Annotated in this window: 22 protein-coding genes and 1 riboswitch; of the genes, 10 read left to right on the forward strand and 12 right to left on the reverse strand. The window is 32.8% G+C overall.

Annotated elements, in window-relative coordinates; all coding sequences use genetic code 11:
* Nucleotides 1-55 precede the first annotated feature (55 nt).
* The 7 genes from AX016_RS10095 to AX016_RS10125 all read right to left on the reverse strand — a co-directional run bounded on the left by AX016_RS10095 (nt 56) and on the right by AX016_RS10125 (nt 6,180).
* Nucleotides 56-670, reverse strand: coding sequence for a hypothetical protein (locus AX016_RS10095; protein WP_100895487.1), 615 nt, complete (start codon nt 668-670; stop codon nt 56-58).
* A gap of 99 nt (nt 671-769) precedes the next feature.
* Nucleotides 770-1,315 (reverse strand): acyl-CoA thioesterase, encoded by a 546-nt coding sequence (locus AX016_RS10100; RefSeq protein WP_100895488.1) that lies wholly within the window; start codon nt 1,313-1,315, stop codon nt 770-772.
* Nucleotides 1,316-1,319: 4 nt separating this feature from the next.
* On the reverse strand, nt 1,320-1,685 hold the full coding sequence (locus tag AX016_RS10105) for a 6-phosphogluconate dehydrogenase (RefSeq protein ID WP_100895489.1): 366 nt from the start codon (nt 1,683-1,685) through the stop codon (nt 1,320-1,322).
* Between the two features lie 32 nt (nt 1,686-1,717).
* Complete coding sequence (gene rmuC / locus AX016_RS10110; RefSeq protein WP_100895490.1) at nt 1,718-3,052, reverse strand: DNA recombination protein RmuC; 1,335 nt, start codon at nt 3,050-3,052, stop codon at nt 1,718-1,720.
* A 131-nt stretch (nt 3,053-3,183) separates the two neighbouring features.
* A complete protein-coding gene (locus AX016_RS10115) occupies nt 3,184-3,993 on the reverse strand; it encodes an ABC transporter ATP-binding protein (protein WP_330400388.1) in 810 nt (269 codons plus the stop codon).
* 1 nt (nt 3,994) lies between these two features.
* Nucleotides 3,995-5,026, reverse strand: a complete 1,032-nt coding sequence (locus AX016_RS10120) for a FecCD family ABC transporter permease (protein WP_100895492.1) — start codon at nt 5,024-5,026, stop codon at nt 3,995-3,997.
* Nucleotides 5,026-6,180 carry an ABC transporter substrate-binding protein gene (locus AX016_RS10125; protein ID WP_100895493.1) on the reverse strand — a complete coding sequence of 385 codons (1,155 nt, stop codon included), beginning with the start codon at nt 6,178-6,180 and terminating at the stop codon, nt 5,026-5,028. Before AX016_RS10125 ends, AX016_RS10120 begins: the two co-directional genes overlap by 1 nt.
* Nucleotides 6,181-6,248: 68 nt before the next feature.
* Nucleotides 6,249-6,460: riboswitch (cobalamin riboswitch) on the forward strand.
* A gap of 95 nt (nt 6,461-6,555) precedes the next feature.
* On the opposite strand from AX016_RS10125, the gene AX016_RS10130 reads away from it, so the two are divergent.
* Nucleotides 6,556-8,421, forward strand: a complete 1,866-nt coding sequence (locus AX016_RS10130) for a TonB-dependent receptor plug domain-containing protein (RefSeq protein ID WP_100895494.1) — start codon at nt 6,556-6,558, stop codon at nt 8,419-8,421.
* Nucleotides 8,422-8,500: 79 nt separating this feature from the next.
* Here AX016_RS10130 and AX016_RS10135 read toward each other — a convergent pair whose 3' ends face one another.
* A complete protein-coding gene (locus AX016_RS10135) occupies nt 8,501-10,045 on the reverse strand; it encodes a S41 family peptidase (protein WP_100895495.1) in 1,545 nt (514 codons plus the stop codon).
* 230 nt (nt 10,046-10,275) lie between these two features.
* Here AX016_RS10135 and AX016_RS10140 point away from each other — a divergent pair, with 230 nt between their 5' ends.
* The 6 genes from AX016_RS10140 to AX016_RS10165 all read left to right on the forward strand — a co-directional run bounded on the left by AX016_RS10140 (nt 10,276) and on the right by AX016_RS10165 (nt 19,176).
* Complete coding sequence (locus tag AX016_RS10140) at nt 10,276-10,785, forward strand: RNA polymerase sigma factor (RefSeq protein WP_100895496.1); 510 nt, start codon at nt 10,276-10,278, stop codon at nt 10,783-10,785.
* Nucleotides 10,772-11,191, forward strand: coding sequence for a hypothetical protein (locus tag AX016_RS10145; RefSeq protein WP_100895497.1), 420 nt, complete (start codon nt 10,772-10,774; stop codon nt 11,189-11,191). The genes AX016_RS10140 and AX016_RS10145 overlap by 14 nt, the downstream gene beginning before the upstream one ends.
* A 10-nt stretch (nt 11,192-11,201) precedes the next feature.
* Nucleotides 11,202-11,735 (forward strand): DUF4252 domain-containing protein, encoded by a 534-nt coding sequence (locus AX016_RS10150; RefSeq protein ID WP_013619732.1) that lies wholly within the window; start codon nt 11,202-11,204, stop codon nt 11,733-11,735.
* 67 nt (nt 11,736-11,802) lie between these two features.
* Nucleotides 11,803-12,348: a DUF4252 domain-containing protein gene (locus AX016_RS10155; protein WP_100895498.1), complete on the forward strand. Its 546-nt coding sequence runs from the start codon at nt 11,803-11,805 to the stop codon at nt 12,346-12,348.
* 164 nt (nt 12,349-12,512) lie between these two features.
* The gene (locus tag AX016_RS10160; RefSeq protein WP_100895499.1) at nt 12,513-13,322 is read left to right on the forward strand and encodes a mechanosensitive ion channel family protein; all 810 of its coding nucleotides are present in this window, start codon (nt 12,513-12,515) and stop codon (nt 13,320-13,322) included.
* A 187-nt stretch (nt 13,323-13,509) separates the two neighbouring features.
* Nucleotides 13,510-19,176, forward strand: a complete 5,667-nt coding sequence (locus tag AX016_RS10165) for an endonuclease (RefSeq protein WP_100895500.1) — start codon at nt 13,510-13,512, stop codon at nt 19,174-19,176.
* Nucleotides 19,177-19,259: 83 nt separating this feature from the next.
* Here AX016_RS10165 and purB read toward each other — a convergent pair whose 3' ends face one another.
* Both purB and AX016_RS10175 read right to left on the reverse strand, forming a co-directional pair.
* Complete coding sequence (gene purB / locus AX016_RS10170; RefSeq protein ID WP_100895501.1) at nt 19,260-20,603, reverse strand: adenylosuccinate lyase; 1,344 nt, start codon at nt 20,601-20,603, stop codon at nt 19,260-19,262.
* A gap of 122 nt (nt 20,604-20,725) precedes the next feature.
* Nucleotides 20,726-21,289, reverse strand: a complete 564-nt coding sequence (locus AX016_RS10175; RefSeq protein WP_100895502.1) for an adenylosuccinate lyase — start codon at nt 21,287-21,289, stop codon at nt 20,726-20,728.
* A gap of 37 nt (nt 21,290-21,326) precedes the next feature.
* Between AX016_RS10175 and AX016_RS10180 the strand changes: the two genes are divergently transcribed.
* A complete protein-coding gene (locus tag AX016_RS10180; protein WP_100895503.1) occupies nt 21,327-21,800 on the forward strand; it encodes a heme-binding domain-containing protein in 474 nt (157 codons plus the stop codon).
* Here the strand turns inward: AX016_RS10180 and AX016_RS10185 are convergent.
* Nucleotides 21,763-22,455, reverse strand: a complete 693-nt coding sequence (locus AX016_RS10185) for an SIR2 family NAD-dependent protein deacylase (RefSeq protein ID WP_100895504.1) — start codon at nt 22,453-22,455, stop codon at nt 21,763-21,765. The genes AX016_RS10180 and AX016_RS10185 overlap by 38 nt on opposite strands.
* A 49-nt stretch (nt 22,456-22,504) precedes the next feature.
* Between AX016_RS10185 and AX016_RS10190 the strand changes: the two genes are divergently transcribed.
* Both AX016_RS10190 and AX016_RS10195 read left to right on the forward strand, forming a co-directional pair.
* Nucleotides 22,505-23,167, forward strand: coding sequence for a TrmH family RNA methyltransferase (locus AX016_RS10190; RefSeq protein WP_100895505.1), 663 nt, complete (start codon nt 22,505-22,507; stop codon nt 23,165-23,167).
* A gap of 77 nt (nt 23,168-23,244) precedes the next feature.
* Nucleotides 23,245-23,769: an SRPBCC family protein gene (locus AX016_RS10195; protein ID WP_100895506.1), complete on the forward strand. Its 525-nt coding sequence runs from the start codon at nt 23,245-23,247 to the stop codon at nt 23,767-23,769.
* A gap of 4 nt (nt 23,770-23,773) precedes the next feature.
* On the opposite strand, the gene AX016_RS10200 is transcribed toward AX016_RS10195, so the two are convergent.
* Nucleotides 23,774-24,427, reverse strand: coding sequence for a hypothetical protein (locus AX016_RS10200; protein WP_157811117.1), 654 nt, complete (start codon nt 24,425-24,427; stop codon nt 23,774-23,776).
* Nucleotides 24,428-24,510 lie beyond the last annotated feature (83 nt).

Consider the following 24,510-nt stretch of genomic DNA (forward strand, 5'->3'; position numbering starts at 1 on the left):
AATTAATTTTTAGATACTATTAGATTAATAATGGTGTTTTTGGTTTGATGTTCATTTAATTGTAAACTTCCTGTTCTATGTTACTTTTTTTGTATGCCTTAACAGCAAAAAATATAAATGCCAGTGTAATAACGCTTCCAAGAATTAGACTATTGGTAGCTCCTAAAGACTCAGAAATTGATATCAATATTTTTTTTAAACCTCTTCTAGATCCAGATACAGCAACGTTTTCACCAGCTTCTAATTTTAGGGCACTATCATATAAAGCAAAAGTTAGTAATGCCACAACCAAACTGTATAAAGCTGGTTTAACCCAAGCTTTAGTTTTTTTCTGAACTTTGTTTTTAGATAAATTTGTTTTAGAAACTAATGTATTTAAGGTGTTTTGGTATTCTTCCTCTGATGTAAAATCTAAATACGCTTTTTCATTTTTCCCTTTTTCTATAAAAAATACTTGAAAGCCCTTATCTTCCTTAAAAGGAACAATTTTTATAATATCTGTATATGTAAAAGTATGTTGCGTGTTAAGTAGCCCTTTTTTATCTGAGTCTAACTCAGTATTAAAAGCTTCTAACGTTTTATAGTCTTCATCAGAGAGTCTAACTTTAGATTCTGTAAGTAATATATTTTTAATGTACGTAGCCTTTGTATTAATTATAAACTGTTGCATAAAATTTAATCTTTTAATTTAAGATAAATGTATATGTTACCATTTACATATGTAAACGCTAGTTTATATTTGCTAGGTTTTAGCGCATATTTGTAAAGCTTACTTTAATAGTATCTTTACGTTTTCTTTTTCTAAAGAGTCTAAAAAATCTTCTATTTTAAAGTTTGATGATTCAAACGTGTTATTTCTTTTAAAGGCTTGTTCTTTACGTCTAATGCTACGTGCAAACCTACGTATACCTTGTTTATCTTCTACTAATAATCCAGGTACAACTAGGCTTTTACCGTGTGTGTCTTTAGCAACCATAGTAAAGTATGATGAGTTGCAATGTTTTTTTACACCAGTGGTAATATTTTCAGATTCTACCCTAACGCCAACAACCATAGAGGTTCTTCCTGTGTAGTTTATAGATGCTTTTAAAGTTACCAACTCACCAACCTCTATAGGATTTAAAAAATCTACTCTGTTTACAGATGCTGTAACACAATAACTCCTAGAGTGTTTAGATGCACAAGCAAAAGCAATTTGATCCATAAGGTTTAAAATGTAACCACCGTGTACTTTGCCGCCAAAATTAGAGTGCGCAGGTAACATTAACTCAGTTATAGAAACTTTAGATTCGTTTACTGTTTTAAATTCGCTCATATATTTAGTTTCTAACGTGTGGAGATTGTTCTTTTGTTACCTCTGTAATAAAATATTTAGTATCACCCAACCAAGCAAAAGTAGCATAGCGTTCTACATAAGTTACTTTTACATAGTTACCTTGGTAGTCTTTTAGTTTCTCTATAATATCTGTGTCTTTGTCTAAAACCGAAAAAGAAAATATTTGTGCTCCAGAAATACCTTGACTAATTTCTCCTTCCCAAGTTTTTACAATTACACCTTTGTGGCTAAATTTAATTAACTCACCAGATCTATAACCTTCACTAATTGGCACATAGTAGATAAATGCATATATGGCTGCAAATGCAGCAATTATAATTAATATGGTAATTGCTAAAGCTTTTTTCATTAGGTAAAGTTATATGGTTATTGTGTGTTTAATTATTTAAGATCTTCGTGATTATCAAGAGCACGTTTTAATATAGGCTCTGGAATAGATTTTTTTGCTTTTGCGCCCATTTTTTTAAGCTTTTCTATAGATGTAATAATGTTTCCACGGCCTTCTACCAATTTGTTCATAGCCCCTTTGTATTCATTTTTAGCCTCATCCATTTTTTTACCAACTTTGGTTAAGTCACCAACAAAACCTTCAAACTTATCATATAAAGCACCAGCTTGTCTGGCTATTTCTATGGCATTACGCTGTTGCTTTTCATTATTCCACATAGTATCTATAGTACGCAGTGTAGCTAATAAGGTAGCAGGTGTAACAATTACTATATTCTGCTCAAAAGCTTTGTTGTAAAGGTTGTTATCGTTATTAATAGCAACAGCAAAAGCAGGTTCTATTGGTACAAAAAGTAATACAAAATCTGGACTCTCCATTTCGTATAAATCTTCATACTTTTTGGCAGATAATTGGTCTACGTGCTTGCGCAAAGAAATAATGTGTTCTTTTAAAAACTTCTCTTTTTCGGTTTCATCATCGGCATTTACAAAACGCTCATAGGCAGTTAATGATACTTTAGAATCTACCACCATTTTTTTGTTATCAGGTAAATTAATAATAACATCTGGTAGTACTCTAGAGCCATCTTCTCTGGTGAAACTCTGTTGTACGCTGTATTCTCTGTCTTTTTCTAATCCAGATTTTTCTAATACACGTTCTAACACCAATTCTCCCCAATTACCTTGCATTTTACTATCACCCTTTAAGGCTTTAGTTAAGTTTTCTGCTTCTTGGGTAATTTTAAGGTTCTGACTTTGTAAGTTTAATAGCTGTTCTTTTAAGGCAGAATGTATACTAATATTTTCTTTTTGACTTTCATCCACTTTTTTCTCAAACAATAGAATTTTTTCCTGTAGTGGATGTAAAATATTTTTGATGTTTACCTGATTCTGCTCTGTGAACTTTGTGCTTTTTTCATCTAAAATTTTATTTGCTAAGTTTTCAAATTCCTTAGTAAATTTTTCTTGAAGCTGTTCTACTTCTTGTTTTTGCTCTGTATTTTTAAGCTGAAGATTTTCTAAATCTGCTTGGTACCTAGTAATTTGGTTACTAAGTTGTTCTTTTTCTTCGCGTAACGTATTTTTTTCGTCCTCTAAAGAGACAACTTTATTTTCTAAAGTTGTTAAATTCTGATTTAGAATAGATTCTCTTTCTAATATGGCACTTTGGCTAGATTTTGTTTTTAGGTTCTGAATGTAGTTTCCTAAAAAGTAACCAGCAACAAGGCATATAACTGCAACTAAAAAGTATATCAAAAAATCGGTCATAGGGTGTATAGTGTCTATAAAAAAGTAAAGATAAAGGTTTTGTTTGTTGTTTTCTTTAAAGCCTAATAGAAGTAATTAACATCTAATGGCAAAAAAGTTATTTTCAGTTTTATAAAGTGTTTGTTAAGAAACTAAACAACCTTAAAACTAGCGGTATTTTCATCAAAAACTATAGTGTCTTCAGGAAACAATGCATTAAATTTTTTAGTCGCTATTAAATCTGTTGGTGTACCAAAATGACTAGTGTTTTTATCTAGAATTAAAATTTTATCGCACAATTGCAAAGCAACTTCAATTTCGTGGGTTGTAAATAATATTGTTTTTTTGGTTTTGTGGGCTATATTTTTTAATAGTTTTAAAATAGTTGCCTTGTGGTACAAATCTAGGTGAGATGTTGGTTCGTCTAATAAAATAATAGAGGTGTCTTGTGCCAACGCCCTTGCAATCATTACTTTTTGTAATTGTCCGTCACTAAGTTCGTAACATTTTTTATGCTGCAATTCTTCAATTTGTACTAAAGAAATGGCCTCTGTAATTTTATCTTTGTCAGTATTCGTAAGCGTACCAATCCAATTGGTGTATGGTTGTCTTCCTAAAGCAATAACTTCTAAAACAGTTAAGTTTTTAGAGGCTATTTTCTCTGTTAACACAACACTTATTTTGGCAGCTAATTGTCCTGGTTTGTAGTCGTTAATTTCAATAGTATCAACACTAATACTACCACCAAGTTTAGGTTGTACATTACCCAAAGTACGTAGCAAAGTAGACTTTCCTATGCCGTTTACCCCAACAATAGCCGTTAACTCTCCTTTTTTTAAAGCAAAATTAATATACTTAGAAATAACATTTTGTTGTTTCTTAGAGCTGTAACCTATGCTTAGGCTTGTTACTTTTAGGGCTATATGTTGTTGTTCTTTTTTGATGTCTTTTATTTTAAATATTCTAAAATACCATTTTCTTTTTACGTATTAACAACCAAATTACTACAGGCGCACCAACAATAGAGGTTATAGCGTTTATAGGTAATACATAAGCGCTAGATGGTAATTGCGCAATAGTATCGCACAGGAGCATTAAAATGGCTCCGTAAAGTAGTACTGCTGGTATTAGTGTTTTATGATTTGTAGTATTAAATACTTGTCTGGTTAAATGTGGTACAGCCAAACCTATAAAAGCAATAGGACCCGCAAAAGCAGTAATACCACCAGCTAACAAACCTGTTGCTACAATAATTAAAAAACGTTGTTTTTTAATATGTACTCCTAGACTACGCGCATAGTTTTCGCCCAATAAAAAAGCATTTAAAGATTTTATGGTAAAAATACTTATAATGATTCCTGTACCAACTATAGCTCCTAGCAAACCTAATTGTGACCAAGATAAATTACCAAGGCTACCAAAAGACCAATAAATATACTGTTGTAATTGCTCTGCATCTGTAAAATATGATAACACACTAACAATTGCAGCGGTAATGCTACCAAACATTAAACCAATAATTAAAAGTGCCATAGTGTCTTTTACCTTAGCGGCAACAATCATTACCGCTAATAAAACAAGAAAACTACCTGTGCTAGATGCTATGGCTAAAGTTACATTATTTACAACGCCAAATGTAAAAACACCAGAAAAGAGGGAAGCTCCCATAATTAAAATAGCAGCACCTAAACTAGCACCAGAACTAATACCCAAAACAAAAGGTCCTGCAAGCGGATTTCTAAACAATGTTTGCATTAACAAACCACTTAAAGCCAAGCCACTACCAGTTAATATGGCGGTTATTGCTTTTGGTATTCTGTAATTTCTAATAATATAGCCCCAAGATTCTTTTTGCAAGTCGCCTCCAAAAATAGCACTTATAGTATCTGTAAAAGGTATAGTAACAGACCCAAAACTTATGCTAATGCAAAAACATATTACAAGTAAAACAAGTAATAATATAAATGCTAATGTGTATTTTTTTTGATGCAACACTATTGTAGAGGTTTAAAAAATGTAGTCTTATATTCTGGTAAAACGTCTGGATGAAAAATAGAAATTAGGTCTTTTAAAACCAAGTCTGGCCTGTTAGGAGCAAGCTCAAAAAACAAGACACCGCCAGTTTCTCCTTTAACTAAAGTAATAGTATATATTTTTTTATTTTTATATGCATCAAACTGAGTATAATGCGCACTAGATTCTGCTACTTGTTTGTAACTAGAGTTGCTAGATGGTGATATCCAAAAATCGGCTTTGCCAGCTTTGTCAAAAACACTTTCTATACTTAAACCAACACCGCCAGTTTCTTGCAAATCACTCCACAAATAATTAGCGTTTGCATCTTTTAAAAACTGAGCCATCCAGCTTTTTCCACCAGCCACGTGCCATAAATCTTTATACAAGCCACCAGTTAAAACACTTGGCCTGTTAGTTGCCTTTTTTGCTAATGCTTTGGCATCATTATAGTTGGTTTCAATAGTTTTAAAAATTGAATCGGCTTTAGCCTCTGCATTAAAAAACGGAGCAAAAAACTTAATCCATTCTGCTTTACCAAGCGGAGTTTCCTCTGTCCAATCGCCATTAAAAACAACAGGAATATTAGAGCGTTGCAAAGTACTGTATGTTTTATTGTTGTTATCTATGCCAAAACCAACAACAACATCTGGATTTAATGCAATAACCATTTCTGTGTTTAAAGATTGATTAACGCCTAATTCTTCAATTTCTCCCTCTTTAATTAATGTTCTGGCAGCAGTAGAAGAGATATAATCTGTGTTAGGAAAACCAACTAATTTATCTAAAACACCAAGAGACTCTAATGCCGGTATGTGTGTTGTAGATGTTACAACTAGCTTCTGTACAGGAACAGTTACAATAGCGTCATAATCATCTTTATTCAAGGTAATTGTGGCTGCTTTATCTTTAGGAATTAAGGCGTATGTAAAAGCAGATTCTGCTTTTGGCCAAGGAGAGGTAATTTTTAAAATAGTAATACCATTTGCCTGCTTTTCTATGCTAAAACCTTTTGCGTAACTAAGGTTTGCTTTAGTTGGTTTTGCTGTAGTTGTAGGCAATGGTTGTTGTGTTTTTTCTTTGCAAGAAGCAAGTATTAAAAAACAACTAAAAAGGGCAATTTTTAAAATTTTCATCGATAGCGAATTAAAGTCCAAAAGTAGTGTAATTTAAATTTGAATAAAAAAATTGAGTAAAAAGGATTACTTTTGCGCCGAATTTTGGTTCTACTATATAGCGTAGTAAGATTAAAAGGGAATTTGGTGCAAATCCAAAACTGTTCCCGCAACTGTAAGCTTAGTTTACCAAGGGTAAATGCTTTTTGTAACTACAGATCCACTGTCTTGTATTTTATTAAGATGGGAAGGAGAGCAAAAAGACGCAAGTCAGGAGACCTGCCATATTCAAAACAACTAATGTTAAACTTTCGGGATAAAAGTTTACGTATGGGTACAGACATACGCAGAAATTAATATAATTTCTACTCCCGTTTTTATTAATGAAACACAAAAATGAACAAAAAAATTATTGGTTTATGTGCGGCTGTATTGGCTAGTGCAACTGTTGTGGCACAACAGGAACAAGAAGAACAAAAGGTTCAAAAATTAGATGAAGTTGTAGTAAGTGATTCTCGTTTTGAATTGAAAAGAGAAAACTCTGGTAAAACAGTGATTAAAATTACAGCGGAAGAGCTAAAAAGAAATCAAGGTAAAACGGTAGCAGAAATTATAAACGCAAAAAGTGGATTTTCTATTGCAGGTAGTACAAGTAGGCAAGGTACTGTTTTAGGTGTATTTGCGCGTGGTGGTAGAGGAAGACAAGTATTGGTTATTGTAGATGGTGTTAGGGTGTCAGACCCATCTTCAGTAGGGCAAGAGTACGATTTAAGATTACTTACCGCAGCAAATATAGAGTCTATAGAAATTATTAAAGGAGCGGCAAGTACACTTTACGGAACAAATGCAGCAACCGCAGTAATTAATATTACTACTAAAAAAGCAGCTAAAGATGCTATTTCGGGTAATTTTCAGGCAAGTGTTGGTACAAACCAAACAGCAGTAGATCAAAATTTTGATGTTAATGATTTTGCCAATAGTGCGCGTATAAGTGGTACTTTAGATAAGTTTACATATAAAGTTGGTTTTTCTAACAGATATTCTGATGGGTTATCTGCTATAGTTACTCCAGAGAATGAAAAAGATGATTTCTCTAACTACAGCACAGATGTAAATTTAGGATATGCTTTTTCTGATAAATTTTCTGTGAATGTTTATGGTAACCAAACAAAAAATAGTGGTGAGTATGATGAGTCTTTTGGAATGTTAGATGCTCCTTATTCTTTTGTTAGTGATCAAAAAAGAGCAGGCTTATCATCAACTTATAAATATAATAAAGGTTCTGTTGTTGTTAATGGTGCTTACAGTGAGTACAGCTCAGAAAACAAATCTGCTTTTCCTAGTGCTTATGAAGGCAAAAACATAGTAGTAGACGTATACAACAAGTACAATTTTAATGATGCTTTTTATACTGTTTTAGGATTAAATTATATTAATGATGAAACTGAATATGCAGAAGTACAAGATTTTTCTATTGTAGATCCATACGCTAATGTTGTATATGTATCAGATTTTGGATTAAACTTAAATGTTGGTGCTCGTTTAAATAACCATTCTGAGTATGGTTCTAATTTTGTTTACAACGTTAACCCATCTTATGTTATTAAAAACACAAATGGTTATGTTAAACTGATGGGTTCTTATGCAACATCTTACATTACACCAAGCTTAAACCAGTTATTTGGTAACTTTGGAGCTAATCCAGATTTAGATCCAGAAGAAGACCGTACAATTGAGGGTGGTTTAGAATATGCAGTAAATGACAAATTAAGAGTTAGTGCTTTATATTTTAATAGAAAAGAAGAAAATTTTGTTTTTTACGGAGCAACAGGTTATGACAATGCAGAAAATACAATTGAAGCAAAAGGGGTAGAAGTAGAGTTAGATTATACACCAGTTAACGCTTTAAATATTGGAGCAAATTATACATTTACAGAAAGAGAAGGTGATGCAGGTATACGTTTACCAAAACATAAAGTAAATGCTTTTGCAAACTACAATTTTTCAGACCGTACAAACGCATCTTTAAATTACACAATGGTAGGTAATAGATCAGATTCTGATTTTGCAACTTTCCCAGCTACAAATGTAAACCTACACGCTTACACGCTTTTAGATTTATACATCTCGCATACACTTATAAATAACAAATTAACTGTATTTGCTAATGCAAGTAACTTGTTAAATGAAGAGTATACAGAAATATTAGGTTTTACAACAAAAGGAGCTAACGTAAGGTTAGGGTTAAACCTTACTTTATAAATTAGATGTAATACAATATAAAAAAGGCTCACTATTTAGTGAGCCTTTTTGTTTTTAATACCGAGTTATTGAAGCTAAACTATTTACTAGTAGGCTTAATATCATTTGGCATTATATACATTTCTGAACTAAACTTAGGGTATGTAACACCTTTTGTAACTTTAGCTGCGTTTGTATCTTTTTGTAAATCAAATTTACCAGCTGTACCAAGCATATCATCTAAAGCAGCACGTAGTAAAGCTTCTGTGGTATCACCAAAAGGTTTTATGTTTTTGTAATATTGGTATTCTTTAATTTCTACATCAGGTACAAAACCATCTCCATAATCGTTATATCCTTCTTTATTAAAAATTTGAAAAACAATTGGCTGCATTCCAATAGTATGCTTACTACTTCTGTTGTTTGTATCTGTGTACGGTTCTGTGTTAGAGTTACCAGGAGCATCTACAACTGTAATAGAGCCTTCATTTTTACCAGTGGTTTTTTCACCAATAACTTTCACATCTACGTACGGTCTTAACCCGTTTATAATCATTTCACTGGCAGATGCTGTTCTTCCTGTAGCAATTACATAAAGTTTGCTAATACCAGTTAACCTATTCATATCTGTTGCCCCTGTGTATGCGCCAGTAGTTTTATCATATAAAAAAACATCTTCAAAAAATGGATACGTGCTACTATTGGCTGCGTCTCTTTTTGCATTGTACTTTAACTCTGCAAAAATTTCACCATTAACAGTATTTGTTTCCGCAGTAGCCTCACCGTAAATCATACTAGCTAATAGTGCAGATGTCAATACAGAACCACCACCATTGTATCTAAAATCTAAAATAAGTTCATTAACGCCAGCAGCTTTTAATTCTCCAAAAGCATCGTTTAATTCTCCGTTGTAAGATCCTTTAAATCCTTCATAAACAATATATCCAATTTTACGTCCGCCCTCTTCTATAACACTAGTATGGTGTACAGGGTTTATAGATAAGGTTGCAGATGTAATTGATTTTTCTTCAGTTGGTGTTATTACGTCAGTCTCAGAAACAGTAGCTAAACCTAAAGTTACACTTTCTTGAGTGTACAGTTTATTTACATTAGTAATAGATTGACTTGTTAATTTGCCTTCTTCATTAATAGTTAAATCTCCACCATCAAATGTAGAAATGATATCTCCTCTCTTTAATCCTGCAGCCTCAGCAGGTGAACCAGCCGCAACAGATCCAATAACTTGTACTACTTTATTAGTTGTACCAACTCTTACTAAAGGCCCCCTAGTAATACCGTAAGTAGTACTAATACCATTAAAACTAGCTAATTGAGTATCTACATCCTCTATAAACCAAGAGAAATCATCTTTTTCATCGTATTTTAAAGCCTTAAATAAATCTTCAGGAGTGCTGTAGTTATTTAAATATGTGTAAAAAGCATCTTGGTCGTCATCTTTAGTGTCTGCTAAAGCGGTAACATCTGGTTGCCAATAGTACCAGTGGTTTAATCCTTTCCAGATAAACTCGTTTATTTCATTATTTAAAGTTATTGCTTTTGGTGTTTCTCCTCCGTCATCATCATTTTTATCACAAGATGTTAAAAATAAAAACAACCCAGATAATAGAATTACTGTTTTTTTCATAATAGTTATTTATTTAGTGTAAGAACATAGCTAGTCGCAACTATTGTTCCATAATTTTACACATATATTAAGTATATGTTACATACGTTATATATAGTGTGTCGGTTTACAATGCTGTAAATTACTGACATCTTTTACAAAAAAAAATTTTTTTGTAACAAAAATCATTCTATGTCGTCTTGCTTATATAAACCTAGTAATAGTGTTTGTAACAACAACCAAACTAAAAAATGAAACAATCAGAATTTCTAAATGTAGTATTACCTTTTAAAGATAAGCTCTTTAGGTTAGCTAAGAGATTGCTTGTTTCTACAGAGGAAGCAGAAGATGCCACCCAAGAAATACTATTAAAATTATGGTCTAAAAACGACCGAATGAAAGAGTATTCTAATGTAGAGGCCTTTGCTATGACAATGACAAAAAACTTTTGTCTAGACCGTTTAAAGTCTAAACAAGCAAGTAATTTAAAGTTGGTACATAGTAATTATACAGATAGTAATTCTTCTTTACAACGCCAAGTAGAAGCGCAAGATAGTGTTAATTGGGTAGAGAAAATAATGGAGAGTTTGCCAGAGCAGCAAAAAATGGCACTGCAGTTAAGAGATGTAGAGCAGTACAGTTTTGACGAAATTGGAAAATTACTAGAAATGACACCAGCAGCAGTTAGAGTTGCATTGTCAAGAGCAAGAAAAACAGTGAGACAAAAATTAATGGAAAAACATAATTATGGAATTGCATAATATTGAAAAATTATTAGAAAAGTATTTTGAGGCTACCACAACGGTTGCCGAGGAAGAAGCAATTAAAGCCTATTTTTTAAAGGGTGATGTTGCTCCGCATTTACAAGAGTACACAGCAATGTTTACTTATTTTTCTAACGCCAAAGAAGAAACTTTTACCAAGCAGGTACCATTAAAACCTAGAAAAAGAAATTATAAATGGTTATCCGTAGCAGCAGTAGCAGTTTTAGCATTAGGCATATATTTTGGTAATGATTACCGTGAGCAAAAAGAAGCTGAATACGTTTTACAAGAAACTGAAAAAGCATTTAGCCTTATAGCTCAAAACTTAAACAAAGGCACCGAAAAACTGGTTTACCTTAACAAATTTGAAGAAGCAACAAACAAGATTTACAAAACAAATTAAAAATTAAATTATGAAAAAATTATTAATTATAGCAGTACTAACTGCACTACCATTTACAGGGTTTTCACAGTCAATTTTTGACAAGTTCGAAGATTTAGATAACGTATCATCTGTTATTGTAAATAAAAGTATGTTTAATCTATTAACAAAGATAGATGTAGACGTAGATGATAAAGATACCCAAGACTTTATTGACATAGGAAAAAGTATAAGTAGCTTAAAAGTTTTTATTACAGAAGATAAAGCTATTGGAGCAGATATGCTTACCACAATGAAATCTTACTTAAAAACAGCATCTTTAGAGGAGCTAATGCGTGTAAAAGATAAAGACGCTAATATTAAGTTTTATATTAAAAGTGGTAAAGATGAAGATCATGTAAGCGAACTTTTAATGTTTGTAAGTGATGTAAAAGGTGCTAAAATAGATAATCGTAAAATAGAAACCGTTCTAGTATCTATTACAGGAGATATAGATTTAAACAAAATAGGTTCATTAACAAGTAAAATGGGCTTACCAGAACAATTAAACGAAGTTAAAAAGTAATAACATTTACAATCATCAAGGCTATTTTTTTAGCCTTGATGATTTACACAACTAAATAACAATCAATATGAAAAATAGTATAAAATATATAGCAGCAGCATTAACCTTGTTGGTTACATTAGGCTCTTGTTCTTCTAGTCAAAGCTTACAAGAATATTATGTAGATAGTAATGAAAACGAAAACTTTATTTCTTTTGATATTCCTACAAGTATATTAAATATCGCATCGGCAGATTTATCTCCAGAAGAGAAAAAAGCAGTAGAGTCTATTAAAAAAGTAAATGTTTTAGCTTTTAATAAAACTACAGATAATGTAGCGTCATATAAAGTAGAGAAAACAAAAGTAAACTCAATTTTATCTAATAAAAAATACACTCAGTTAATGAAAATTAACTCTAAAATGGCAAAAGGTGTAGTTAAGTTTACAGGAGAAGAAGATGCTATAGACGAGGTAATTGTTTATGGGTATAAAGACGATAAAGGTTTTGCCTTAATACGTGTAGTAGGAGATAATATGAATCCTGCTTATTTAGGTAAATTTATTAGTGCTATGGAAAAGTCTAATGTAGATGAAGGAGCATTTAAAGACCTAGGTAAGTTGCTTAAAAGTTAATATTAGTACCTTTTTATTTTGTTACAAACCCTGTTTAACATTGTTAAGCAGGGTTTTTTATTAAAAAAAGCATTTATGTTAGTAATTGTTAATCTAGATTTATTTTTATGTTAGATACATTTTATATCTTGTACCCAACATTAACTATTTAAACATTAACAATTATGGAGAATCCAGAAAAATGGATGAATTTAGCAATCGAGAAAGTAATGGATTATGGCCCAAAAATTATAATGGCTATAATTATTTATCTTGTTGGTTCGTGGCTTATTAAGAAGCTAGTAGGTGTAGTTAGAAAAGTAATGTCTAAAGGCAATTACGATGAATCTTTGCAAAAGTTTTTACTAAACCTAGTAAGCTGGGGATTAAAAATCTTTTTAATCATTACAGTTATTTCTACACTAGGAGTAGAGACTACAAGTTTAGCAGCCGTTATTGCAGCAGCAGGTTTAGCTATTGGTTTAGCATTACAAGGCTCTTTAGGTAATTTTGCAGGAGGCGTTTTAATAATGATTTTTAAGCCTTACAAAATTGGAGACTTAGTAGAGGCGCAAGGCGTATTAGGTTCTGTAAAAGAGATTGAAATTTTTACAACTAAATTAATTACACCACAAAACAAATTAGCAATAGTACCAAATGGTGCAATGGCTAACGGTAACATTATTAATTATACTGCAGAAGGTAAAATGAGAGTAGATACTACTGTTGGTATTGGTTACGGTGAAGATATGAAAAAAGCAAAACAAGTGCTTTTAGAAATGTTACAAGCTAACCCTAAAGTATTAAAAGACCCAGCACCATCTGTAAATGTAGAGGAATTAGCAGATAGCTCTGTAAACCTAGCAGTGCGTCCTTTTTGTAAGCCAGAGGATTACTGGGATGTATATTTTGCAACTATTGAAGGCTCTAAAATAGCGTTAGATAATGCTAAAATTGAAATTCCTTACCCACACGAAGTACAAATTAACAAATAAGACAATTTGTTTTTTAATATATAAAGACCGCTATATGCGGTCTTTTTTTTGTTTAAATTTAAAAGAACAAAAACAGTAGATAATGTTATCAACAATTAATAGTAATCGTTAATAATAAGTTAATATTAGAGCACTTTTTTTGGTTTTATTTAGTAGTAGTTTTACGGGGAATAAACCTATATAAAAAATGATGAAAAATTACCTTAAAGTATTCGTTTCCATTGGAATGCTACTTTTGACAGCCTTAGGCTACTGTCAAGTGCCAGCCTATTACAACGGAACAGATGTTACCCAAACAGGTGGTAACTTAAAAACCGACTTATCAAACTTAGTTACAACAACACAAAATACTGTACTAAGTTACACACCAGGCGTGTGGGAAGCTTTAAAACAAACAGACTTAGATCCGGCAAACTCTAATAATGTATTGTTAGTTTATGGTTATAATGATGCAGATGGTAACACAACTACAGACCGTACTAGAAGTAAAAACAGAAATGGTGGTGGTGTTGGCGATTGGAACAGAGAACACGTTTTTCCAAAATCATTAGGAAATCCTAATCTAGGAACATCGGGTCCGGGATCAGATGCTCACCATTTAAGATCATCAGACGTGCAGTTTAATTCATTACGTAATAACCACCCATTTGGTGCTGGTAGTGGTAATGCAGGTTTAATGAGCGGTAACAATTGGTATCCAGGAGATGAGTGGAAAGGTGATGTTGCTAGAATGATATTGTATATGTACATACGTTACGGCAACCAATGTTTACCAACAGCAGTAGGTACAGGTGCAACTACGTATAGTGCAGATGTTCCAGATATTTTTTTAGAGTGGAATGCACAAGATCCGGTTTCTCAAGTTGAAATTAACAGAAATGTATTGTTAGAAGGAATACAAGGAAATAGAAACCCTTTTATAGATAATCCTGCTTTTGCAACTGCTATTTGGGGAGGACCACAAGCAGAAAACAGATTTAACAATACAAGTTCAGATACAGAAGCTCCAACTGCACCTTTAAATTTGGTTGCAGCAAACACAACAGAAACAGAGACACTATTAAGTTGGGATGCTGCTACAGATAATGTAGGTGTTACAGCGTATCAAATTTTTAATGGAACTACTTTAGCAGGTGTTGTTAGCGGTACATCATACCAAGTAACAAACTTAACTGCAGAAACTACGTATACTTTTACTATAAAAGCGTTAGACGCAGCAGGTAACATATCTGTAAATAGTAATACGGCTTCTGTTACAACTTTAGAGGGTACAGTGGTTACACCACCAACAGGAGATTATATTGTTTTTCAAGGATATGAGAGCACTGCTACAGATAACTGGAACTATACAGCATCACCAAATAATTGCAATGATGGTGGTAGTGATGTTTGGGATGTGGTTACAAGTGTAGGATCAATAAGCACACCAAGTACAGGTGCTAATTTTTTTGGAATTAGAGATTTAGAAGGTAATTGTGGTACAGCAGATGGCGGTACATTAACTTTTGATACTGTAGATGTTTCTGCTTTTACAGACGTGAGTTTATCATTTGCAGTAAATGTTGTTGGTTATGATGTTACTAATGGCGATACAATTAGCTATGAAATTTTTCACGATGGTACATCTCAAGGGGTACAAGTTGTAACAGTTGGTAGTCCGTATAGCACTACAGGTTGGGAGCAAATTACAGCTTTAGTTCCTAATACGGTTTCTTCAGTAAGTTTGCAGTTATTTGTAAAACAAAACGGAGGAAGTGATTATGCAGGTTTTGATGATGTTCGTTTGGAAGGAACTTCTTCTACACCAGTAACTCCATCAATCTTAATAAATGAAATAGATGCAGACACACCAGGTACAGATACACAAGAATTTGTAGAGTTGTTTGATGGTGGAACAGGAAATACTTCTTTAGATGGCCTTGTTATGGTTCTTTATAATGGCTCTAACAACTTAAGTTATGCAGCTTATGATTTGGATGGATACGCTACAGACGCTAATGGTTATTTTGTTATAGGAAATGTAGATGTGCCAAACGTAAGTTTAGTTATACCAAGTAACGGATTACAAAATGGTGCAGATGCAGTTGTAATATATACTGGTGATGCTTCAGATTTTTCAAACGGATCTGAAATCTCAACAGATAATATAGTTGATGCTGTTGTGTATGATACTAACGATAGTGACGATGCAGAATTGTTAGTATTGTTAAACGCTGGTGAAGCTCAGGTAAATGAGGGCGGAGCAGGAGATAAAGACAATCATTCTTCTCAACGTATATTAAACGGAGCAGGAGGAGCACAAAACACTTCTACTTTTGCACAAGAAGCACCAACACCAGGAGCTGCAAACGGAGAGGTTGTAGTTGTACCACCAGCAGAGGCATCAATATTAATAAATGAGTTAGATGCAGATACAGCAGGTATAGATACACAAGAGTTTGTAGAACTGTTTGATGGTGGAGCAGGAAATACTGCTTTAGATGGTAAAGTGTTGGTTTTTTATAATGGATCTAACAACCAGAGTTACGCAGCTTATGATTTAGACGGATACACAACTAATGCAAACGGATATTTTGTAGTTGGTAACGTAGATGTGCCAAATGTAAATATTGTAATACCAAGTAACGGATTACAAAACGGTGCAGATGCTGTTGCTTTATATACTGGTGATGCTACAGATTTTCCAAACAATTCAGAAATAAGTACAGCAAACCTTTTAGATGCTTTAGTGTATGATACTAACGATAGTGACGATGCAGAATTGTTGGTATTGTTAAACGCAGGTGAGGCACAAATAAATGAAGATGGCTCTGGTGATAAAGATGCACATTCTTTACAACGTTACACTAATGGTTCTGGAGTTGCATTAAGCACTGCTACTTATGTACAGGCTTTACCAACACCAGGAACATCTAACACAAATGCTACTGAGCCAATTACCTTAGTTATTAATGAGGTAGACGCAGATACCGCAGGTACAGATACACAAGAGTTTGTAGAGTTGTTTGACGGTGGTAAGGGTAATACAGCTTTAGATGGTTTTGTTTTAGTACACTACAACGGTTCTAACAACCAGAGTTATGCGGCTTATGATTTAGATGGATACGCAACTAATGCAGAAGGTTATTTTGTAATGGGTAATGTAGATGTGCCAAATGTAAGCTTAGTTATACCTAGTAATGGTTTGCAAAATGGTGCAGATGCAGTTGCTTTATATGCAGGTAATGCATCAGACTTTAGTAATGCGACTGTAACCACAAATGGTTTAATAGATGCCTTGGTGTATGATACTAACGATAATGATGCTACAGAATTATTAGTTCTTTTAAACCCAGGTGAAGCTCAAATTAACGAAGATGAATTAGGAAATAAAGACGGACATTCATCACAACGTTTCCCAAACGGACAAGGCGGAGCAAGAAACACAACAACGTATACACAAGCTATACCGTCTCCAGGTACAGAAAACGGAGCTGTTATACCACCACCAGCAGTTATTAGTATTGCAGAGGCAAGAAATGTAGCAGACGGAGAAGTGGTTACTGTAACAGGAGTGTTAACGGTTGCAGATGCTTTTGCTGGTTCTGCTTATATACAAGATACAACAGGAGCAATTGCTATTTTTGATGAGTTGGTACACGGAGATGGTGTTTTTACGGTAGGTGATTCTATTACTGTAACAGGTACAAGATCTGCTTTTAATGATCAATTACAAATAGCAACAGTTACCAATGTAGAAAATAATGGTATACCTACAAATACAATAGAGCCAGTAACTATTACTTTGGTAGAGTTGGCTAATCATCCGGCAGAATTAGTAAAAGTTATTAATCCTACTTTTCCTAAGCCAGGAGATATATTGTTCGGAAATTCTAACTACACTATAACAGATGCATCTGGTAACGGATCTTTAAGAATAGATAACGATGTAGAAGCTATAGTTGGTTTAGGTCAGCCTAATATATGTACAGAAATAACAGGTGTAGTTGGTCGTTTTTATGAAAATTACCAGTTACTACCAAGATCTGCAGAAGATATGCCTTGTGCAGGAGAATATGTGCCACCAACAATTCCTGTACAAATAGGAAAAGACAAAACATTAGATGTTGTAGCTTGGAATATAGAGTGGTTTGGAGATGAAGCAAACTCGCCAGCAGCTGGTAACCCAATGTCTGATGCAATACAGAAAGACAGTACAAAGTCTATAATTAAAAAATTAAACGCAGATATTTATGCTGTAGAAGAAATTGCAGATGAGGTTTTATTTGCTCAAATGGTAAGTGAACTTCCTGGTTATGACTATGTACTTTCACCGGCAGTTTCTAGACCTAACGATTCAGGTGTTAGTCAAAAATTAGGATTTATTTACAATACGTCAACTGTAAATGTAGTAGACACAAAAGTATTATTACAAACTATTCATCCATTATACAATGGTGGAGATGATTCTGCTTTGGTAAATTATCCAAGTACAACAGACCGTTTTTATGCTAGTGGGCGTTTACCATTTTTAATGACAGCAGATGTAACCATTAATGGTACTATAGAGCAAATAAATGTGGTAGCATTGCACGCAAGGGCTAACAGTGGTACAGATGCACAAGGTAGATATGATATGCGTAAGTATGATGTTGAGGTATTAAAAGATACTTTAGATGTACAATATGCAGATAAAAAACTTATTTTATTAGGTGATTATAATGATGATGTAGATACAACAGTTGCAGATATTACAACAACTACAACATCTAGTTTTAATGCTTATGCAACAGATGAGGTTAATTATAATATAGTTTCAAAAACATTAAGTAATCAGGATTTTAGATCGTATGTTTTTAGAGAAAATATGATAGATCATATTACTATTACAAACGAGTTAAATGACAACTATATAGCAGAATCTGTACGTGTACATTATGAGTTTTATGATAGTGATTACCCAAACACAGTATCAGATCACTTTCCGGTATCTGCGCGTTTTCAGTTAAAGGGCCTAGAACTAGTAAGTATATCTACAACAAATGTTACTTGTGGTTCTGCTACAGATGGTACTGCTACAGTAGCTATAGAAGGTGGTGCAAAACCATATTCATATGACTGGAGTAATGGTGACACTACTGAAGTAGCAACAAACTTAGAAGCTGGTACGCACAGTGTAATTGTTACAGATGCTTTAGGAAATGAGGTTACTGAAGAATTTAGTGTTACAGCACCAGAGGCAATAACGGTTTCTGTTTCTGACGACACTAAAGTTTACTTAGGTTTTGACTCTTGTACTACACTAAGTGTTAATAATATTAAAGGTGGTGTAGCTCCTTACAGTTACGAATGGAGTAACGGAGAAACAACACAAGACATAAAAGCGTGTCCTGAGGCTACAACAACATATATTGTAACTGTTACAGATGCTAATGGATGTTCTGCTACTGCAGATGTTACAGTAGAAGTAGAAGATGTAAGGTGTGGTAATGCGTACAGGCCAGGAGTTGAGGTTTGCTACAGAGGAAAATCGTACTGTATGTCTAAATGGGCAGCAGCAGTTTTTATAAAGTATTATGGAGCAACCCTAGGTGCTTGTGATGCAGTAGAGCAGGTGTCTATTACAAATTTAAGATTGTATCCAAATCCGTTCAGAAACTATTTAAATATTCAATTAAATAGTAATATAGAAACTAGAGCAGACTTTGTTATCTATAACTTTTATGGTAGAAAAGTCTTTAGTTCACAAGAAAAGCTTAGAGCAGGAAAATCTAACTTAACGTACAACTTAAGTTATTTAAGACGCGGAAAATACTTTTTAAAAGTAAGAGTAAATGGTATAACGCAAAAAGCAAGGTTGCTTATTAAGCGTTAAGCAAATAGTTAAGAAATATAAAAACCCATCAATTTAAATATTGATGGGTTTTTGCTTTATATAAGTTATTAAATAAGCGGCTATTAAATACCAGTATAGTTACTTGGTGTAATAGCTTTTAATTCAGTTTTAATAGCATCAGAAACTTCTAAAGTATCTATAAAGTTAGCTATAGATTTCTGATTAATTTTTTCGTTTGTCCTAGTTAAACCTTTTAATGCTTCATAAGGGTTAGGGTAAGCCTCACGACGTAAAATAGTTTGTATAGCCTCTGCAACTACAGCCCAATTGTTTTCTAAATCTTGCTCAAACTTTTCTTTGTTTAACAATAATTTATTTAATCCTTTTAGAGTAGAACCAAAAGCAATTATAGTGTGTGCAAAAGGTACACCAGCGTTTCTAAGTACAGTACTGTCTGTTAAATCTCTTTGTAATCTAGAGATAGGTAATTTGGCAGATAAGTGCTCAAAAATGGCGTTAGCTATACCTAAGTTTCCTTCAGAGTTTTCAAAATCTATAGGGTTAACTTTGTGTGGCATGGCAGAAGAACCAACTTCACCAGCTTTAATTTTTTGTTTAAAGTAATCCATAGACACATATGTCCAAAAATCTCTGTCTAAATCTATAATAATAGTATTTATACGCTTAAGCGTATCAAACAAAGCCGCCATATGGTCATAATGCTCTATTTGTGTAGTTGGGAAAGAGTGTTGTAAGTCTAACTTTTCTTGTACAAACTGTTGTCCAAATGCTCTCCAATCAATATTAGGGTAGGCAACTTTATGTGCATTAAAATTACCAGTAGCACCACCAAATTTAGCCGCACTTGGTACATCATTTAATAAATTAAATTGTTCTTTTAAACGAACCACAAAAACCTCTATTTCTTTTCCTAAACGAGTTGGAGAAGCTGGCTGTCCGTGGGTTCTTGCAAGCATAGAAACCTCTGCCCATTCTGTAACTAATTCTTCTAATTTTTCTACAACATCAAAATACATAGGAACGTAAACCTCGTTCATTGCCTCTTTTATAGAAAGCGGTATAGCAGTGTTGTTAATGTCTTGCGATGTTAAACCAAAGTGTATAAACTCTTTGTATTCTTCTAAACCTAACTTGTCAAATTCTTTTTTAATAAAGTACTCAACAGCCTTTACATCATGGTTGGTAACCTTTTCTATTTCTTTAATAGCTTGTGCATCTTCAGTAGAAAAGTTTTTGTAAATAGAACGTAAGTTTTCAAACAAAGCAGTATCAAAAGATTCTAATTGCGGTAACGGAATTTCGCATAAAGCAATAAAATATTCAATTTCTACTCTAACTCTGTATTTTATCAATGCTTCTTCAGAGAAAAAAGGACCTAGAGCATCAACTTTGTTTCTGTATCTTCCGTCTATAGGAGAAATAGCATTTAATTGGTTTAAAGACATCTGTTTTTGTATTGATTTTTTAAAAGCAGCAAAGGTAATTAAAAGTTGACTTATATGCCTATTAGTTAAGCTGTTTTATGTATCAGTTTTAAAACCAAAATAACATCAAACTAAAAAAGGGATTATTTAATTTTTGCCAACGTTAAACGGGCTCTAGCTTTGTATGCTGCAGTTCCTGTATTGTAATTTTTTTCTAATACACTACGTAAATCTGGGTGTATCCAGGCATACTTTTTTCCTAGTAGAAATAGGCTTGTCATTGAGTAGGCTTGTGTAGCAACTTTATGGTCGCCAATTAACCAGTCAAAACAAGCAGAAGTAATTAGTTCTAGATGTTTAGTTTTGAGTGTTTGTTGAATGGAGTTTTCTTTTTTTGAGAAATATTGTAACATCAAAATTTCACAAATTTTAGCACAAGGTCTAATACTAGATTCTAATTTTAAAGATTTTAATCCGTTTAAAAATGTAGTAATTACCGGAAAAATAATGCTATTATTCTCTTTAAAAGCAAACTCTAATACCCAGGCAGCTTTACAAGAAATAGGATCGTTTACGTTTAAAACAATACTAAGTAAATCTGTAACCAAACTAGGCTCTTTTAAAATAACACCAGAAATTTGTTGTCTTTTTTCTCTAGAGTGATTTACACTACTTTTTAACCACAAATATAATTCTGTTTTAGTCACAAAAAATTGTATTTTGCTTGTTATAAATTTTAGATTGATGAAATTACTAAAAAAAATATTACTTGCCTTACTAGTTATTTTAATTGCAATGCAATTTTACAGACCAGAAAAAAATAGCTCAGAAACAGATTTAAAAACTGCCTTTTTAACAGAAACAAACCCGTCTAAAGAAGTACAAAAAATACTAGCAACTAGTTGTTATGACTGTCATAGTAACACCACAGCATATCCTTGGTATAATAATATTGCGCCAGTTTCTTATTGGTTGTCAGACCACGTAAAAGACGGTAAAAAACATTTAAATTTCTCTGAATGGGAAAATTACTCCATAAAGAAAAAAGACCATAAACTTGATGAGGTATTAGAAACTGTAGAGAGCGGAGAAATGCCTTTAAAAGAGTATACTTGGACGCATACCGAAGCTAATTTAACAGAAGCACAAAAACAAGCTTTAATTAATTGGGTTAAAAATACTAGAGCTCTGTATCAATTAAAGTTGAAACAAGAGTAGGTAAGCCATTAACGGCAGTTTTATTTATAATTGTAAGGCTGTCAAAATCACTCTGTTTAATACTTGGGTTGGGATCTATAAAATAAATAGGAGTACCATTATTTGCATAATGTAATAAACTAGCAGCCGGATATACTTGCATAGACGTACCAATTATAATAAGTATGTCTGCGGTTTTTGTTATTTCTGCTGCTTTTTGTAATAAAGGAACCTCTTCTCCAAACCAAACAATATGTGGTCTTAATTGCTTGTTTGTTGACGATAAGTTACCTAAAACCAAATCTTTTTTCCATTCTAGTACCTCATTTTCATTTTTTGTGCAACGTACTTTTAATAATTCGCCATGTAAGTGAACCACGTTTTTGTTGCCTGCACGCTCGTGTAAATCATCTACATTTTGGGTAACTACAGTTACATTAAAGTGCTCTTGTAACTTTGTAATAGCTAAATGTGCTTTATTAGGTTTTACGGTTAATAATTGCTTTCTTCTTTGGTTATAAAAATCTAAAACTAACTCAGGATTTGCAGCAAACCCCTGCGGAGAAGCTACTTGCATAACATTGTGGCCTTCCCACAGACCATCAGCATCTCTAAATGTTTTAATACCACTTTCTGCGCTAATTCCGGCTCCAGTAAGTAAAACAATGTTTTTCATTTGTAATAGTTTTTTATAAAATTAAACTTTTCTTTTTATATTGGTCTTTATGACAGACACTAAACTATTAACTTATTTAGAAAACATAATAAGCGAAGAACGTAAAGAACGCTTTTTAGACATTTTAAAAGACAGAACAAATTACATAACAGTAGCTATAGAAGACGTTTTTCAAATGCATAATACCAGTGCAGTTATTAGAAGTTGTGATGCTTTTGGTGTACAAACGGCACATTTAATAGAAAGTAAATACAGTGAGCCTTTAGATAAAAATATAGCTATGGGAGCCCAACAATGGGTTAGCACACCAAGATATAATACTACTACAGAGTGTATAGATACGCTGCGTAAAGATGGCTACAAAATTATAGCAACTTCTCCGCATACAGACTCTCACTTATTAGACGATTTTAAGATTGATGATAAAATTGCTTTGTTTTTTGGTACAGAAAGAAGTGGTTTAAGTCAAGAAGTATTAGACAAGGCAGATGGTTATGTAAAAATACCAATGGTTGGTTTTAGTGAGAGTTTAAATATATCTGTATCTGCTGCCATAATCTTGCAGCATATGACTACCGAGTTAAAAAAAGAGGTTAAAGATTGGGAGCTTACACCAGAAGAAAAAGTAGCAATTAGGTTAGACTGGACAAAAAAATCTATAAAAAGTATAGATGATATTTTAGAACGTTATTATAAAGAAAATACACAGTAAAGCTCTAAAGTATTACCTACAGTAAGTTATGCTATTTTTTTGTATATTTAATTGCCAACCAAACCTTTAGCAAAATGATGATAGCTGTTTATGTACTAGCCGGTTTAGTAACACTTATAATAATTTTAGCAGTAATAGCACCTAAAACATTTAATGTTTATAGGTCTATAGATATACTAAAGCCTAAAGAAGAAGTTTTTAATTATATTTTATTACTAAAAAACCAAGAAATATGGTCTCCTTGGGCTAAAAAAGACCCTAATATGGCACGTAAGTACACAGGCACAGATGGTCAAATTGGTTTTGTGAGTTACTGGAACGGAAATAAAGAAGTAGGAGAAGGTGAACAGGAAATTACCAATATTATTGATGGTGAGCGTATAGAAGGCGAGTTGCGTTTTTTTAAACCATTTAGGACCACCTCTGATTGTTATTTTAATGTCTATAATTTAGAGGACACAAAAACCAAAGTTACTTGGGGTTTTTCAGGTAAAAATGCATTTCCTATAAGTATTGTTATGCTTTTTATAAATATGGATAAAGAAGTAGGTAAAGATTTTGAAGAAGGATTATCTGCTTTAAAAACAAAGTTAGAGAGTTAGTCTATTACTTATTTTTGGCACAATCTTCAAGCTTTTTCATTGTTTTTTTAGCAATTTCTATACTTCTTAAGTGGTAGTATTTTTTTGCTTCAGTTAAAGACTCATCTAAAAGTTTAAGCTCATTTTTTTCATATATAGCTAAGGCTGTAGCATAAGCTTGTTTGCAGTTATCTTTTTCTACCGTCATTGCCATCATAGATTTTTCTACAGGAATTAAAATACTATCTACGGCAGCATAAATTTTAGCATTTTCATTTGCTTTGGTAGTGTTATTAGAGATAGTTTTTTTACTGTAATCTGCTATCTTTTTTATACTAGAATTAATGTTTTCTGTAGCACTTTCTAATATTGCTTTTGCCGCAGATAAAGAGGTAGTGTGGGTAACATCTTTTAGTAAATTTAAGCCTTCAGTAATTTCTTTAGTAGCAGTAGTACACCCACAATCTTTTAATTGTTTGTCTAACTTTTGTAAAGTTTTAATGGCTTTGTAAGTATGAAATTTAACAGTGTTTATATCTTGAGATTTCTCTGCGTCACTTGTTTGTTTTAATGCAAATCCTAAATTAGAATTTACCAAATCACAAGCAGTATTTGTAACAAAAGAAAACAACAATAAAGCTGTTAATAGTAGGAATGTATTTTTTACTTTTCGTCTCATTTTTAAGGTTTTGGGGCACCCTTAAGTACAGATTCAGTTGCAAGATAACACCTAATGTATTGATAACCTTTTATTATCGTTAA

It is taken from the genome of Cellulophaga sp. RHA19 (assembly GCF_002813425.1).
In the GTDB taxonomy this organism is placed as follows: domain Bacteria; phylum Bacteroidota; class Bacteroidia; order Flavobacteriales; family Flavobacteriaceae; genus Cellulophaga.